This window comes from Exercitatus varius, from assembly GCF_029577735.1.
In the GTDB taxonomy this organism is placed as follows: Bacteria; Pseudomonadota; Gammaproteobacteria; order Enterobacterales; family Pasteurellaceae; genus Exercitatus; species Exercitatus varius.
The window spans coordinates 25,474-41,085 of the sequence record NZ_JARQTO010000009.1 but is presented as its reverse complement, the minus strand read 5'-3'; the positions used below and the strand labels follow the sequence as shown (position 1 = coordinate 41,085).

The following is a 15,612-nucleotide window of genomic DNA, read 5'->3' as shown; positions in this document are numbered from 1 at the left end:
CGTTTGATTGGGAATAAGAAAATATATTGACTTTTCCCTTAGGTCAAGGTTTATCTTATGCTCATTGAAAAAAGAGAGGAGAACAGTATGACGATAATTTTAGCGCTCGGCGATCTTTCCTGCGGCCATTGCATTAAAGCCGTTAAAACGGCATTGGAAAAAGTTGAAGGCGTAGAAACGGCGGAAGTCACGTTAAATTTTGCTAAAGTGACGGGCGATGTAACGCCGGAATCGCTGATTAATGCCGTGCTGGACGCCGGTTACCGGGCAAAAGCGGCCGAACCGGATTTTACTCTGGCGTTAAGCGGATTGAATTGCGGACATTGCATTAAATCCACCGAAAAAGCATTAAGTGCGGTCGAAAATATTGAAGTTTTTGACGTCAGCAAAACCTCGGCAAAAATTTATGGTGCGGCGGATCCGCAAGCGGCGATTCAGGCTATTGTGGAGGCAGGCTTTGACGCATCGCTTGAAAATGCCGTCCCAAAGTCTGAAGACGCGGCGATTGACGTTTTAAAGGCTGACGAAGGCCCAAAGTCTGAACAACCGTTACAATCGGCGGCATCTCCCGAAGGCGTAGCGGTTGTGCAATCTTTTCAGTCCGAATCGCTTCCCGGCGAGCAAATCACTTTATTGTTAAACGGCTTGAGTTGTGCCGCCTGCGTGTTGAAGGTTGAACGGGCGTTACAGGCGGTGCCGAACGTTCGGTCCGCTCGCGTGAATTTGGCGGAACAAACGGCGTTTGTGATGGGAGATATCACGCCGGAAGCCTTGATTGACGCGGTTATTCAAGCAGGTTACGGGGCGGAATTGATTGAGGATGAAACCAACCGCCGCGATAAACAACGTTTGCAAATCGAACATGAAATCCGGCAGCGGAAATGGCAGGCGATTGTGGCGTTGATTATGGGATTCGGTCTGCTTTTCTGGGGGCTGGTGGGCGGTCAAATGCAAGTGACCGCAGAAAATCGCAGCAATTGGATAGGCGTGGGCGTGATTTCCTTAATTGTGATGGTTTTTACCGGCGGACATTTTTACCGGCGAGCCCTAAAAAATCTCGCCAACAAAACCGCAACCATGGACACGCTTGTCGCTTTGGGAACCGGCGCCGCCTGGCTTTATTCCATGGCGGTCACGCTTGCGCCGGATTTCTTCCCCGAAACCGCCCGTCATCTGTATTTCGAAAGCAGCACCATGATTATCGGCTTGATTAATGTGGGAAAAATGCTGGAAGCGAAAGCGAAACAGCGATCTTCCAAAGCTTTGGAACGGTTATTGGATCTCACGCCGAAAACGGCGTTAATTGTAGAAGGCGAGGGAGAACGGGAAATTCCGTTGAGTCAGGTTCAACAAGGCATGATTTTGCGGTTAAAAACCGGAAACCGCGTTTCCGTAGACGGTATCATTACTCAAGGGGAAGCCTGGTTGGACGAGAGTATGCTCACCGGTGAACCTTTGCCGGTGCATAAACGGGAAGGCGATAAAATCAGCGCCGGCACCTTGGTTACGGACGGCGCGGTTTTGTTTCGTGCGGAACAAATCGGTAATAAAACCACATTGGCGAACATTATCCGTTTAGTGCGTCAGGCGCAAAGCAGTAAACCGCAAATCGGCCAGCTTGCGGATCGTATCGCCGCCGTATTTGTGCCGGCGGTGATTGCGATTGCGCTGCTCGCCGCCGTGATTTGGTATGCCGTAACGAAAGAAATTTCTTATTCTTTCGTCGTATTAACGACGGTTTTGATTATTGCCTGTCCTTGCGCTTTAGGTTTGGCAACACCGATGTCGATTATTGCCGGCGTGGGACGCTCGGCGGAATTAGGCGTATTAGTGCGGGATGCCGACGCTTTACAGAAAGCGGCGGAGGCCGATACGGTAGTATTTGATAAAACGGGAACGTTAACAAAAGGTGAGCCAAAATTGACCGCACTTTATACCTTCAACGGGTTTGATTCGCAAACTGCGGTGCAATTTGCGGCGGATTTAGAGCAAAGCTCAACCCATCCGTTAGCCAAAGCGATTCTGGAACATGCGGCCGATTTGCGGATTTCGCCGAAAACCGTGTCGGATTTCCGCACCTTAAAAGGTTTGGGCGTGACCGCAACGATTCAGCACAAAGCTGTTTTGTTGGGAAACCGCGCATTATTAGAACAACATTCGGTCGCGCTGACGGAAGCCGAATCGTCGTTCCGGCAGGAAAGCGAAAAAGGTGCTACTGTGGTGTTTCTGGCGGTAGAACAAATGTTGGCAGCGGTGTTTGTTATTCGCGATCCGCTGCGCGATGACACGGCAGCGGCATTATCCCGTTTACACCGGCAGGGTTATCGCTTGGTCATGCTTACCGGCGATCAGGAAAAAACGGCGCAAGCTATTGCCAAAGAAGCCGGGATCGACCAAGTGATTGCCGGCGTGCTGCCGGAAGGTAAGGTGCAGGCTATCCGGCAACTTCAGGCGCAGGGACGCAAAGTGGTGATGGTGGGGGACGGCATTAATGACGCGCCCGCGCTGGCGCAGGCTAATGTCAGCATCGCCATGGGATCCGGTTCCGACGTGGCGATTGAAACGGCGGAATTAACCCTGATGCGCCACAGTATTCACGGCGTGGCGGATGCGTTGAGCTTGTCCAGAGGCACATTACGCAATATGAAGCAAAACCTATTTTTTGCTTTTGTGTATAACTGCCTAGGCATTCCGCTGGCGGCCGGCGTGTTTTATCCGTTGCTCGGCGTGCTACTGAATCCGATGGTGGGCGGAGCGGCAATGGCCTGTTCATCCATTACCGTCGCGACCAATGCCAATCGTTTATTGAAGTTTACGCCGCAAGCTTAAACGGATTTTATCAGGCTTTAATCCGGTATAAGTGCGGTCAAAAAAACGATCGTTTTTTTGACCGCACTTTTTTGTTTATGTTTTACAAAATTTTGTTCGGATAAAGGGCGAGAAAAAGGCTCCGGACGGAGCCTTGTTTTTGAAATTACATCAGAAAGTTGCTGATAAAAATGACGATAATAATCAGCGGCACCACAAATTTTACATAGTTAAACCAAACTGCGGTGAAAGTTGAGTCCGGCGTCGGCGATAATTCTTTTTTCGCCTGTTCTTTTAACACGAATCCTACGAATACGGCACAGCCAAGTGCGGTCAATAAAAACAGAATATTTCCGCTGACGTAATCGAAGGCATCAAAAATACTCATGCCGAACGGACGCACATTTTTCAGCAGATTATCACTCAACACGGACGGAATATTGCCCAGCAGGAAAATGCCGCCTAAGGTCAGAACAATGGCTTTACCGCGCCGCATACGCAGTTTTTCCTGCAACGCGGTGATAATCACTTCGTAAATGGTAATAGATGTGGTTAATGCGGCGATCAGTAATAAACCGAAGAAAACGATAGCAAAGAATGTACCGGCCCATAAATGGGAGAAGACAATCGGCAGACTCTGGAACACCAAAGTCGGGCCTGAATCCGGCGCAATCCCGAAAGTAAACAGAGACGGAAAAATCATAAATCCCGCCAATACCGCGATAATCGTATTAGTGAAACCGGTGATGACGGCGGTTTGAATCAGATCTTCTTCTTTGCTGAGATAGCTGGATAAGGTAATGATGACGCCGAACCCCAGACTTAACGCGAAGAAAACCTGTCCTAAAACTTTAATAAACAGTTGCGGAGTGATTTTATCGAAATCGGGTTTCAAATAATAAATAATCCCTTCCATCGCGCCGGGCAGAGTGACATTGCGGATAACCATGCCGATTAAAAACACAAATAATAACGGCATGAGGAATTTTACCGAACGCTCGATACCGCCGATAATACCTTTTGCCAGAATAATGTAGTTGACGACAACGAAAAGAAAGGTATAAAGGGCGATTTGCAACGGGCTGTCGCCGATACTCATATCATAGAAACTTTTGGCCGTGTCTTTGGTTATCGGGGAGGAAATGTCCAGGGATCCGGTGAGCAGGCTGATAATATAGTTGATAACCCAACCGCCCAGCACCATATAATACGCCATAATACCGAAGGCACCCAGCAATCCCATGTAACCCAGAATTTTCCACCATTTGGAAATATGTTTGTCATGGAGCTTGTCACCGAAGGCGTCAATAGAATTTATCCGCAAACGGCGTCCGATAACATTTTCCACCAGAATCATCGGAATGCCGATAATGATCATCGCGATACAAAAAAGCAGCACATAAGCGCCACCGCCGTTTTCTCCGACTAAATAAGGAAAGCGCCAGGTTGCGCCGAAACCGACCGTTGCGCCCGCCACGGTCATGACGTAGGTGAGTTTACTGGACCAGGTCTGGCGTTCTTGTTTTGAAGTCATTAATATTATTTCCGTTAAATTTTAAAAAAGTGCGTTATTTTAACCGCACTTGTACGGTTTGGCAAAATAAGACGGGAATCAGATATCGGTTTTATCTTTAAATTCGCACAAATCTTCAATAATGCAGGAGCCGCAGCGCGGTTTGCGAGCAACGCAGGTGTAGCGACCGTGCAAAATCAGCCAGTGATGAACGTCTACTTTGAATTCGGCCGGCACCACTTTATTCAGTTTCTCTTCCACTTTTACCACATCTTTACCCGGTGCGAAGCCGGTGCGGTTGGCGACGCGGAAAATGTGAGTATCCACCGCAATGGTGGGTTGTCCGAAAGCGGTGTTCAATACCACGTTCGCGGTTTTGCGCCCTACGCCGGCCAAACTTTCCAGCGCCGCGCGATCTTGCGGAATCTCGCCGTTAAATTTGTCGATTAAATCTCGACAGGTTTTGATGATATTTTCCGCTTTACTGTTATAAAGACCGATAGTTTTTATATATTCTTTCAATCCGTCAACGCCTAAAGCCAGAATGGATTGCGGCGTATTGGCCACGGCAAACAGTTTCTTTGTGGCTTTGTTTACGCCTTTATCGGTGGCTTGCGCCGATAAAATGACCGCAATCAGCAACTCAAAGGGCGAATTATAAGTCAGTTCGGTGGTCGGCTTGGGGTTTTGATCCCGCAATCGGGTGAGAATTTCAATCCGTTTCTGTTGATTCATGATTTACGCTGTTCCCAAATATTTTTCGCGGCTAAAATGATGCCTAATCCGATAAATGCGCCCGGCGGCAAAATGGCCAGCAACAGATTGCTGTCGTGGTGAAAAAATTCGATACGGAAGATTTTCGCCCAATCGCCGAGCAGTAAATGTAAGCCGTCAAATAATGTGCCGTTGCCGAAAATTTCCCGCAACGCGCCCAATAAAAACAAGCTGAGCGTCATACCCAATCCCATGGCAAAGCCGTCGAAAGCGGAATGCAATACGCCGTTTTTTGAAGCAAAGGCTTCCGCGCGGCCAATGACAATACAGTTGGTCACAATCAAGGGAATGAAAATGCCAAGGGATTGGTACAGGCTGTAAGTATAAGCGTTCATTAACAGTTGTACCGCCGTCACCGTGGTGGCGATAATCATCACATAAATGGGAATGCGGATTTCATGAGGGATCTGCTTGCGAAACAGCGCCACCATGGTATTCGTACAAATGAGCACAAGCAGCGTCGCCAATCCCAATCCCAGCGCATTGGTGGCGGAATTCGACACCGCTAACAACGGGCAGAGCCCGAGTAATTGGACGATGGTGGGATTATTGCGCCAAATTCCCTGAGTCAATAATTCGCGCCAAATAGTTTGGTTCGTTTGTTCTGTCATATAAAAAACTCTTGTAATTTTGACCGCACTTTGAAGGCAAAGTACGCATTATTTGTCCGATATTCCGCTCGATCGACGGCTTAACACCTCTAACGCCGTACGTTTCACTTGGTTAACCACCGCCCGCGGCGTGATGGTTGCGCCGGCGAATTGGTCAAATTTTCCGCCGTCTTTTTTTACCGCCCAATCCCGCAGGTTCTGCGGATCGATTTTCTGATGGCTGAAATTCAGAATCCAATCGGAAATGCGGGTTTCGATTTTATCGCCCAGGCCCGGCGTTTCATTATGTTCCAGAATGCGCACGCCGAGAATTTCGCCTTCCGGCGTCATCCCCATCAGTAACCGGATTTTGCCGGAATAACCGTCCGGCGCCGTGGCCTCAACAGCATAGGCGCGCACCTTATCGCCGGAAAGTGCGGTACAAATTTTATCGATTTCTTGTGAATCGGGAGTTTCGCAGTTTGCCGTCACATCGTTATCATAATAATCGGCGGGAATCACCTGAGCTAATAAAACCTGTTGTTGTTTGGCGGCTTCCGCGCCGATTTTGTCCTTGGTTAGAAAATGAACGCCTGCCGAAATTGCCGTGCAGAGCAAGGCGACAAAGCCTAGCATGACTCCGTATTTGGCTGAAATTTTGGTGGTATTCATATTAATTTCCTTTACTCAAGCCGTATCCCGTTACGCGAGGGCGGGTGTATTGATCGATTAACGGTACGCAGATGTTGGCGAGCAAAACCGCGAACGCCACGCCGTCCGGATAGTTGCCGAATTGGCGGATTAAGCACACCAGCAAGCCGATTAACGCGCCGAAAACCCATTTGCCTTTCGGCGTTACCGGCGCGGTAACGGGATCGGTTGCGATAAAGAACGCGCCGAACATCATGGCGCCGCTGACCAGTTGGCTGAAAAAGCTGACGCTGTGGGTGCCGCCGAATAGATCAAAAATCCCGCAAAAAATGCTAATGGTCAGCAACATAGCGAGCGGCGTTTGCCAGTGAATGATCTTTTTCCAGATTAAAAATAATCCGCCGATGAGAAAAGCGAGATTGATTTGCATCCAACCCAAGCCGGCGTCCAAGCTCGCCAGAAAAATCGGCTGATTCCGTAAATCCGCTGCCGATCCGTTTAGCTTAAACCAGGTTTTGGCGCTGTCTAACGGAGTTGCAGACGTGATGCCGTCAATGGAAGACACTAACTGCGACAAGCTGAAACCGTCATCGGTGACGCCGGCGAAAATCAGACCGACACTGTCGCTCAAAGTCGGCGGTTCGTGTAATAGCGAAATCGGCGGCATCCAACCCGTCATCTGTAACGGAAATGAAATTAACAGCACGACATATCCGACCATGGCGGGATTAAATAAATTCTGTCCCAGCCCGCCGTATACGTGCTTGCCTAAGAGCAGCGCGCAAAACGTGCCGATCAGAATCACCCAATAAGGTGCATAAGGCGGAATGGCCATGGCGAGAATCATGGCGGTTAATATCGCACTGAAATCGCTTACATAAAACAGCGACGGCTTTTGGCGTAATTTTGTCACGGCGAATTCCAGCGCCAATGCCAGAGTAACGGCTAAACAAATTTGAATTAACACACCGAAACCGAAGTAATAAATCTGCGCGGCCAATGCCGGCAGCATGGCAAAAATCACCCACAGCATGATGCGAGCCGTGAATTTGCCTGAGTGAATATGAGGAGAACTGGTCAGTTTAAACATTATTTTTACTCATTTTTAATGCGACTAAGCGATGGTTGTCAGCTGAAAACCTAGCCGTATTCCGTATTATTTTTTCTCATTTTCCGTTTGTTGTGCCGCTTTTTTCGCCTTAGCTCGCGTGATTGCCGCGGCAACGGCGGCTTTTTTCGCATCAAGTGCGGGCGAATTTTGCGATGTTTTTTGTGCGGCGGCTTCGACGTCGGCACTTTCCGTTTGAACTTCGTCCGCCACCGGCTGATTGGCTGAAACCGCTTCGCCATGTTGTGGCTGAGCCGCTTTTTTCGCCTTGGCGCGCGCGATTGCGGCGGCAACGGCGGCTTTTTTCACCTCAAGTGCGGGCGAATTTTGCGATGTTTTTTGTGCGGCGGCTTCGACGTCGGCACTTTCCGTTTGAACTTCGTCCGTCGCCGGCTGACCGGCTGAAACCGCTTCGCCATGTTGTGGCTGCGCCGCTTTTTTCGCCTTGGCGCGCGCGATTGCGGCGGCAACGGCAGCTTTTTTCGCATCAAGTGCGGGCGAATTTTCCGATGTTTTTTGTGCGGCGGTTTCAACGCTCGTTGCAACCGTATCGCCGGTTTTGTCGGTCGCCGGCGAATGGTCATTTGCCTGTTGACGGGCTAAGCGGCGAGCCCGACGCAACGCCGTCATTTCGCTGTTGTCCGGAACAGTTTCGCCTTTTTCCGTCAGAATGGTTTTGATTTGCGGCGTGCCTTTGGCGTTACCGAGGGTGTCGGGCGCTTCGCCGGCTTTTTTCGCTTTCAGACGAGCAAGCGCCGCTTGCACCGGATCTTCGCCTTCGCTGGCCGCCAATTCTTCACGGCGGGCGGCTGCGGCACGTTGACTACGCGCTTTGCGAGCTTGTTCTTCCTGTTCCAACCGCGCTTGGCGGGCTTCGAAACGAATTTTGGCCTCTTCCGCTTTCTTCGCTTTTGCTTCAATATCCCAGATTTTGGCTTTTTCCTGGCGGAAATATTGAATTAACGGAATATGACTCGGACAGACATAAGCGCACAGGCCGCATTCGATGCAGTCCATAAGCTGATATTGTTGCGATTTGTCGTGATCTTCCGCCCGTGCATACCAGTACATTTGTTGCGGCATCAGGTGCACCGGGCAGGCGTCCGAGCAAGCGGAGCAGCGAATACAGGCCTGTTCGGTAGCCTGCGGATCATATTCGAAATGATCCGGCGCCAGTAAACAGTTCGCCGTTTTTGTTATCGGCGCGCGCAAATCCGGCACGATCAGCCCCATCATCGGTCCGCCGAGGAAAACCGGAAAGCGATCGTCCGTTTGGTATCCGGCATTCTTCAGAATGAAATCGATCGGCGTGCCCAGGCGCACCCATTGATTGCCTTTATGGGGAATTTTGTCGCCGGTAAGGGTGACAACCCGTTCGATCAGGGGCTCGTCGTTGATAATGGCACGCTTGACGGCAAAGGCGGTTCCTACGTTTTGCATTAAAACGCCGATGCTGGAGGAGCGTTGACCGTGCGGTACTTCCATGCCGGTGAGAATGTAAATCAACTGTTTGGCGGCGCCGGAAGGATATTTGGTCGGAATGACGCGAATATCCGTGTCGTCTGCGCCCTGTAATGCGGCGCGCAGGGCGGCGACGGCTTCCGGTTTGTTATCTTCAACGGCGATCACCACTTTTTCCGGACGCAGAATATAGCGTAAGATTCGTATGCCCTCGATGATTTCGGCGGCATAATCGCGCATGAGCCGATCATCACAAGTGATATAGGGTTCGCATTCCGCGCCGTTAATAATCAGTAATTTTACCTTTCCCTGAGCGGAATCCACTTTTGCACCTGTCGGGAACGCGGCACCGCCTAATCCGGCGACGCCCGCCTGATAAATTTTTTCGATAAGTTGTTCGGGCGCTTGGGTAAAATAGTCCTCCGTCGGATGCTGCGCACGCCATTGGTCTTTGCCGTCGGCGCGAATATGCACGGCCAATTCGTTTAATCCGGACGGATGCGCGGCAATATAAGGTTCAATCGCCGTGACGGTGCCGGAAGTGGGCGCGTGTACCGGCAGCTCCCGCAGCCCGTCGCCTTGGGTGAGCGGTTGTCCTTTGAGTACGTAATCGCCCGTTTTAACCAGTAAATTACCGGCATTACCCGCATGTTGTTTGACGGGAACACAGTAATTTTCCGCTAAAAGTGCGGTAGAAATCGGCGTAGAATTAGATTGAGATTTCATTTCCGGCGGATGAATTCCGCCGTCGAAATCCCAAAGTTTGCCGGAATTGTAGCGGGTCAGCACATCTGTCATCTTATTTTTCCTCCGCTACGTTTTTGATGGGAATGACATTGGGAGCAAGTTTCCAGTCCCAATTTTCAATTTTCGGTTCGACTTTTTCCATGGTAATGCAATCGGTCGGGCAAGGTGCCACGCAAAGTTCACAGCCGGTACAGAGATCCGGAATAACCGTGTGTACGCTTTTATTGGTTCCGATAATAGCGTCTACCGGACAGGCCTGAATACATTTGGTACAACCGATACACATATCTTCATGAATGAAGGCGACTTTGATTTCCGGTTCCGCCATGCCGTCCGTCGCCGGAACGTCCACGCCGAGAATTTCTGCAATTTTTACCACGGTCGGCTGTCCGCCGGGTACGCATTTGGTAATTTCATCGCCGTTCACAATGGCTTCGGCGTAAGGTTTACAGCCGGGATAACCGCACTGTCCGCATTGACTTTGCGGTAATACGGCGTCAATTTTTTCCGCTAACGGATCCGCTTCCACCTTAAGTTTTACCGAGGCAAATCCTAAGATCAGCCCGAAAATTAAGGCAAGAGCGGCGACGGCAAGCAATACGTACATCATCATTTATGCTCTCACTAAACCGGCAAACCCCATAAAGGCAAGTGACATCAGCCCCGCGGTAATCAGCGCAATAGAGGCGCCGCGGAACGGCACCGGCACATCCGCCGCAGCGATGCGTTCCCGCAGAGAAGCGAATAAAATCAACACAAGGGCGAAGCCTAACGATGCACCGAAACCGTAAATAACGGATTGGGTGAGATTATGAGCGAGGTTAACGTTGAGCAGCGCCACGCCCAATACCGCACAGTTCGTAGTAATGAGCGGCAGGAATATGCCCAGCAAACGATAAAGCGTCGGACTGGTTTTATTGATCACCATTTCGGTAAATTGCACCACTACCGCAATAACCAGAATAAAGACTAAAGTGCGTAAAAATTCCGCCTGTAACGGGATAAGCAGATAAGTGTTCACCAAATAAGAGCAAAGTGAAGCCACGGTTAATACGAACATGGTTGCCAATCCCATGCCGGCGGCGGTTTCGACTTTTTTCGACACCCCCATAAACGGGCAAAGACCTAAGAATTTTACCAGCACAAAATTGTTAATTAAGGCGGTAGAAATGATGAGTAGAATATATTCCATAACTGCTTGTAAATTCGCATTTTGCGAGAGAGACGTAGAAATTAAACCGGTATTATCCTAGTTTTAAAGGCACAGAACAATAAAAAATTTGAGGTAATTTTGCGCTGTCTGATGCGATGAACGTAGGCCGATGCGCAATTACTGCTCCGACGATTGAGATAATGTCGCGCGCTGAATCGGCGGCGGTAACGGTTCGGGCGAACCTAAAAAGTGCGGGCGTTTTTCACGGAATAATTCCCACAGCATGAGAATGCGGGCGAAACTTTCCCGCACTCGGGTGACGGACGCGCTGTAAGGCGAATCGGCGACGAAACAGACGGCGTCGATATGATGATATTTGGCGATGAATAACGCCCGTTCGCAGTGAAAGCGTTGAGTGATAATCGTCATAGGTTCGGCGCGGAATATTTCTTTGGCGCGGATAATGCTGTCGAGGGTGCGGAATCCGGCGTAATCGGGGAATAAAAATTCGTCGCTAATCCCGAGTTTACGCAAATCCCGCGCCATCGTACGCGGTTCGTTGTATTGTAAGGTGCGATTATCTCCGCTCAGCAGCAGGTAATCGATTTTTTGCCGTTTGAACAGGGTGTCGGCGGCATAGATCCGATTGGTATAAAATGTGTTGGGCGTGCCTTTCGCCACGTATTTCGAGGTGCCGAGCAGCAGTCCGTAAGGGCGGTAGGGCAAGCGGGAAAGATCGGTATAAATGGCGTCTTTCACATAGTAGGCGATCATTTGATCGATAGCGGTGAGCAATACAATGAATGCCGTGGAACCGATAGCCAGGATGCCGATGAAACGTTTTAGGGAAAATATCGCTAAAATCGACCGCACTTTGGCGGCTGGCAAGGTGATGGTTCGGGAAATAAGGCTCGGCATTATGCAATTTTCTCCTACTCAGATGGCTTACCTTAAAGAAAAGTGCGGTCAAATTCAAGAATAAATTTCCGGCGAGGATTTCCGGCAGAATTTTTAGACGTTTAGACGTCTAAATTTTCTTGACAAAAAATAGTCTCGGCGGTAGCTTATACGCACCTTTTATCCTTTTAACTCTGTTTTTCGCTTTTGGATTTATCATGGCAGTACAAAAAGTGACGCTTTTCAACGATCGCCCGCTTAGTTTGATGTTCGGGGGAGAATTAGACCATATTGAGGTGGCATATCAAACCTACGGGACGTTGAATGCGGAAAAAAGTAATGCCATTTTGCTTTGTCATGCCTTAACCGGCGATGCCGAGCCTTATTTTCCCGATAACGGTCAGAGCGGCTGGTGGCAACAGTTTATGGGAGACGGACTGGCGTTTGATACGGCGAAGTATTTTTTTATTTGTTCCAATGTGCTGGGCGGTTGCAAAGGCACCACCGGGCCTTCTTCCGTTAATCCTAAAACGGGCAAGCCTTTCGGCAGTACTTTTCCCAATATTATCGTGCAGGATATCGTGCATGTGCAGAAAGCGCTGATTGATTATCTCGCTATTCCTCATCTTCATGCGGTAATCGGCGGATCTTTCGGCGGCATGCAGGCTACGCAGTGGGCCGTTTATTATCCCGATTTTATGGATAATATTATCAATCTGTGTTCCTCGTTAACTCTGAGTGCGGAAGCTATCGGGTTTAATCATGTCATGCGTCAGGCGATTATTAACGATCCTCATTTTTGTCACGGCGATTATTATGAGGGCGAAGCGCCGGAAAAAGGACTCGCCATCGCCCGTATGCTGGGAATGTTGACCTATCGCACGGATATTCAGCTGGCAAAAGCGTTCGGTCGGGCCACTAAAGCGGAAGGCGTGTATTGGGGCGATTATTTTCAAGTGGAAAGCTATTTAACTTATCAAGGGAAAAAATTCCTGGGACGCTTCGACGCCAATACTTATTTGCATTTGCTGCGAGCGTTGGATTTGTATGATCCGAGCCTCGGATTTGAAAATATGCATGCCGCGCTTTCCCGCATTAAAGCGCGTTATACGTTGGTGTCCGTCACGAACGATCAATTGTTCAAACAGGTGGATTTGCATAAAAGCAAAGCCTTATTGGAACAGGCCGGCGTGAATTTGTTGTATTATGAGTTCCCTTCCGATTACGGGCATGACGCGTTTCTGGTGGATTATGACAGTTTCGACGGCAAAATTCGCGCCGGGCTGGAGTAAAAAAACTATCGAAAAATCGCCCGCACTTTTATTCCGTGCGGGCTTTTTATGTAAAATTTATGAGCGGGAAGGGGCGATCACCTTCATTTGGTGATGGGCGAAATTTCGCATTAATTCGGCCACCGTTTTGCCGTCGGGCAGAATCCGTTCCGGCGCGATTTCAGCCAAAGGCACGATCACAAATTCGCGGTTTTGCATGTCGTAATGAGGAATCGTGAGGCGTTCGCTTTGCATTTTCAGATTGTCATATAACAAAATGTCCAAATCCAGCGTCCGTTCGCCCCAACGGCGTAAGCGAGCCCGTCCTTGTTCGTTTTCAATGCGCTGCAACTCATCCAATAACGCCGGCGGCGACAATTCGGTTTGAATTTGCAACACCGCATTGACGTAATCCGGTTGATCCTGCGGTCCCATCGGTTTGCTGCCGTAATAACTGCTGACTTTCTCAACGCTAGTTTGCGGCAAAGCGGCAATCGCCTTAACCGCCGCATTCAGTTGTTCCGCCGGTGCGTTCAGATTGCTGCCCAGGGCAATGTAAGCAACGGCCATTATGCCGCCGCCTTAGCTTTATTCCGTTTGCGCGGACGATAATAGCGCTTTTTCTTCGGCGCGTTTTTATTCTGTTCTTTCACCAGGTTATGACGCTGTTCTTCATTGCTGAACTGATATTCATGCCACCATGTCGCCAATTCAATGGCTTCGCCGCCTTCGATTTCAGCCCGCATCGCCAGCAGATCGTACGCCGCCCGGAATTTCGGGTGGCTCATGGTCACGGCGGGATATTTACCCGAACGTTTCGTTAATTGCAGCTGGAGGAACCAAATATCGCGGATAACGCCGGTATGACGGCGCGGCGCCGCCAAGGCGGAACAGCATTGATCTAAAACCTCATTACTTGCCAGCGCATAGGCATCATGATTATTCAAACCGCCTTCATTTTTCAGGATTTCCACTTTTTCGCGTAACGGATACCAGAAAAATGCGGCAAATAAAAATGCTGGATTAATCCGCAGTTTATCCGCTACGCGTTCATCGGTCGAGGTAAGGGCTTTTTCAATCATGCGTTCCGCAAAACTGTCGTTTTTTTCGGTGAAATAAGGCGTCAGTGAGGGGAAAAGCTGTTCAAACAGTCCGTATTCCCGCATCAAGCGATAAGCTTTGACGCCGAAACCCGCTTGCAGCAATTTCAGGCTTTCGTCGAATAATCTTGCCGGCGGAATATTTCTCAGCAATGGCGCCAGTTGGCGGATAGGTTCTTCGCTGGGTTTATCCAGAAACATATCCAGTTTTGCCATAAAACGAACGGAACGCAGCATGCGTACCGGATCTTCCTGATAACGCGTAGCCGGATTACCGATTAAGCGGAGTTTTCCCGCTTTGAGATCTTCAATACCCTGATAATAATCATGAATAGTGTTGTCTTTCGGATTGTAATACAGGGCGTTAACGGTAAAGTCGCGACGTTCGGCATCCTGCTCCAGGGTGCCGTACACATTATCCCGTAACAGCATGCCGTCTTCGTTCTGACGCGCCTGATTTTCGTTTTTACTTTCCGTATGATTGGCGCGGAAGGTGGCCACTTCAATAATGTCGCGACCGAACATAACATGCGCTAAACGGAAGCGGCGTCCCACCAACCGGCATTGACGCTGAAAAACGGCCTGAATCTGTTCCGGGCGGGCATTTGTCGCCACATCGAAATCTTTCGGTTTTTTTCCTAACAATAAATCCCGCAGACAACCGCCGACCACATAGGCTTCGTAGCCGTTGCGATTAAGTTTGTCTACTACCGTCAGGGCGTTTTTGCTGATCATGCGCGGAGAGATGCCCGCGATGTTAGCCTTAATGATATATTTTTTGTAATGAGAAGCTTGTTTTTCGGATTTGAAATTTTTTTTAGATGAACGAGCGGGTTGAGCCGATTGAGAAATAAAGTGCGGTTCGTTTCGTTCGGATTTTTTTTGTTTTTCCTGTTTTGAATGTTTAATAAACAGGTTTTTGAGATAAGTTAAAATAATCTACTACTCCAATAAAAAGAGTGGGCATAACGCGCCCACCGTATCATTAGAAAATTAATAACCCATTTGTTTTTCGCGAACTTCCGCCAGGGTTTTGCAATCGATGCATAAATCTGCGGTCGGACGCGCTTCCAAACGGCGGATACCGATTTCTTCTCCGCAGGAATCGCAATAACCGAAGTCTTCGGTATCTAATTTTTTTAATGTACTTTCAATTTTTTTCATTAATTTGCGTTCGCGATCACGGGCACGCAATTCTAAGCTGAATTCTTCTTCCTGGGTCGCACGATCGGCAGGATCCGGGAAGTTCGCCGCTTCGTCTTGCATGTGAGCCACTGTACGGCTTGCTTCTTCTACAATTTGATCGTGCCAGGCTTGCAGAATTTTGCGGAAATGAACGATTTGTTTTTCGTTCATATATTCTTCGCCGGCTTTTTCTTGGTATGGTTCAACGCCAGCCAACGCCAAAAGACTTAAAGATGCCGAGTTCGTAGTTGCCATGTTTTTCTCCAAAACAGTAAATAAAATCCCGTACCAAAAACCCATGGTTTTTGAAAGGCGTATAAATAGCAGAAGTCGGATAAATAATCAAATAAAATT

At 49.1% G+C, this 15,612-nt stretch carries 14 protein-coding genes; 2 read left to right on the top strand and 12 right to left on the bottom strand.

The features are described from left to right. The first annotated feature begins 87 nt into the window (after positions 1-87). Positions 88-2,829: a cation transporter gene (locus P7M01_RS07285; RefSeq protein WP_317483427.1), complete on the top strand. Its 2,742-nt coding sequence runs from the start codon at positions 88-90 to the stop codon at positions 2,827-2,829. A 145-nt stretch (positions 2,830-2,974) separates the two neighbouring features. Here P7M01_RS07285 and P7M01_RS07280 read toward each other — a convergent pair whose 3' ends face one another. The 9 genes from P7M01_RS07280 to P7M01_RS07240 form a co-directional block, all read right to left on the bottom strand. Further along, positions 2,975-4,342, bottom strand: coding sequence for a sodium-dependent transporter (locus P7M01_RS07280; protein ID WP_317475896.1), 1,368 nt, complete (start codon positions 4,340-4,342; stop codon positions 2,975-2,977). A 78-nt stretch (positions 4,343-4,420) separates the two neighbouring features. Further along, positions 4,421-5,056: an endonuclease III gene (gene nth, locus P7M01_RS07275; protein ID WP_317475895.1), complete on the bottom strand. Its 636-nt coding sequence runs from the start codon at positions 5,054-5,056 to the stop codon at positions 4,421-4,423. Then, complete coding sequence (locus P7M01_RS07270) at positions 5,053-5,706, bottom strand: electron transport complex subunit E (protein WP_317483426.1); 654 nt, start codon at positions 5,704-5,706, stop codon at positions 5,053-5,055. The genes nth and P7M01_RS07270 overlap by 4 nt, the downstream gene beginning before the upstream one ends. Before the next feature lie 48 nt (positions 5,707-5,754). Beyond that, positions 5,755-6,357 (bottom strand): electron transport complex subunit RsxG, encoded by a 603-nt coding sequence (gene rsxG / locus P7M01_RS07265; RefSeq protein ID WP_317483425.1) that lies wholly within the window; start codon positions 6,355-6,357, stop codon positions 5,755-5,757. A 1-nt stretch (position 6,358) separates the two neighbouring features. Then, complete coding sequence (gene rsxD / locus P7M01_RS07260; protein ID WP_317477571.1) at positions 6,359-7,426, bottom strand: electron transport complex subunit RsxD; 1,068 nt, start codon at positions 7,424-7,426, stop codon at positions 6,359-6,361. A gap of 66 nt (positions 7,427-7,492) precedes the next feature. Further along, positions 7,493-9,703: an electron transport complex subunit RsxC gene (rsxC, locus tag P7M01_RS07255; protein WP_317483424.1), complete on the bottom strand. Its 2,211-nt coding sequence runs from the start codon at positions 9,701-9,703 to the stop codon at positions 7,493-7,495. A 1-nt stretch (position 9,704) separates the two neighbouring features. After that, positions 9,705-10,259, bottom strand: coding sequence for an electron transport complex subunit RsxB (gene rsxB / locus P7M01_RS07250; protein WP_317483495.1), 555 nt, complete (start codon positions 10,257-10,259; stop codon positions 9,705-9,707). A gap of 6 nt (positions 10,260-10,265) precedes the next feature. Continuing rightward, on the bottom strand, positions 10,266-10,844 hold the full coding sequence (gene rsxA, locus P7M01_RS07245; RefSeq protein WP_202935781.1) for an electron transport complex subunit RsxA: 579 nt from the start codon (positions 10,842-10,844) through the stop codon (positions 10,266-10,268). Between the two features lie 138 nt (positions 10,845-10,982). Then, complete coding sequence (locus P7M01_RS07240; RefSeq protein WP_202935780.1) at positions 10,983-11,723, bottom strand: SanA/YdcF family protein; 741 nt, start codon at positions 11,721-11,723, stop codon at positions 10,983-10,985. Positions 11,724-11,920: 197 nt separating this feature from the next. On the opposite strand from P7M01_RS07240, the gene metX reads away from it, so the two are divergent. Continuing rightward, positions 11,921-12,994, top strand: a complete 1,074-nt coding sequence (gene metX / locus P7M01_RS07235) for a homoserine O-acetyltransferase MetX (protein ID WP_317475889.1) — start codon at positions 11,921-11,923, stop codon at positions 12,992-12,994. Positions 12,995-13,051: 57 nt separating this feature from the next. Here the strand turns inward: metX and folK are convergent, their stop codons facing one another. The 3 genes from folK to dksA form a co-directional block, all read right to left on the bottom strand. Beyond that, positions 13,052-13,543, bottom strand: a complete 492-nt coding sequence (gene folK / locus P7M01_RS07230) for a 2-amino-4-hydroxy-6-hydroxymethyldihydropteridine diphosphokinase (protein WP_317483423.1) — start codon at positions 13,541-13,543, stop codon at positions 13,052-13,054. Beyond that, a complete protein-coding gene (gene pcnB / locus P7M01_RS07225; protein WP_317475921.1) occupies positions 13,543-14,844 on the bottom strand; it encodes a polynucleotide adenylyltransferase PcnB in 1,302 nt (433 codons plus the stop codon). Before pcnB ends, folK begins: the two co-directional genes overlap by 1 nt. 222 nt (positions 14,845-15,066) lie before the next feature. Next, positions 15,067-15,513, bottom strand: coding sequence for an RNA polymerase-binding protein DksA (gene dksA / locus P7M01_RS07220; RefSeq protein ID WP_202935777.1), 447 nt, complete (start codon positions 15,511-15,513; stop codon positions 15,067-15,069). Positions 15,514-15,612 lie beyond the last annotated feature (99 nt).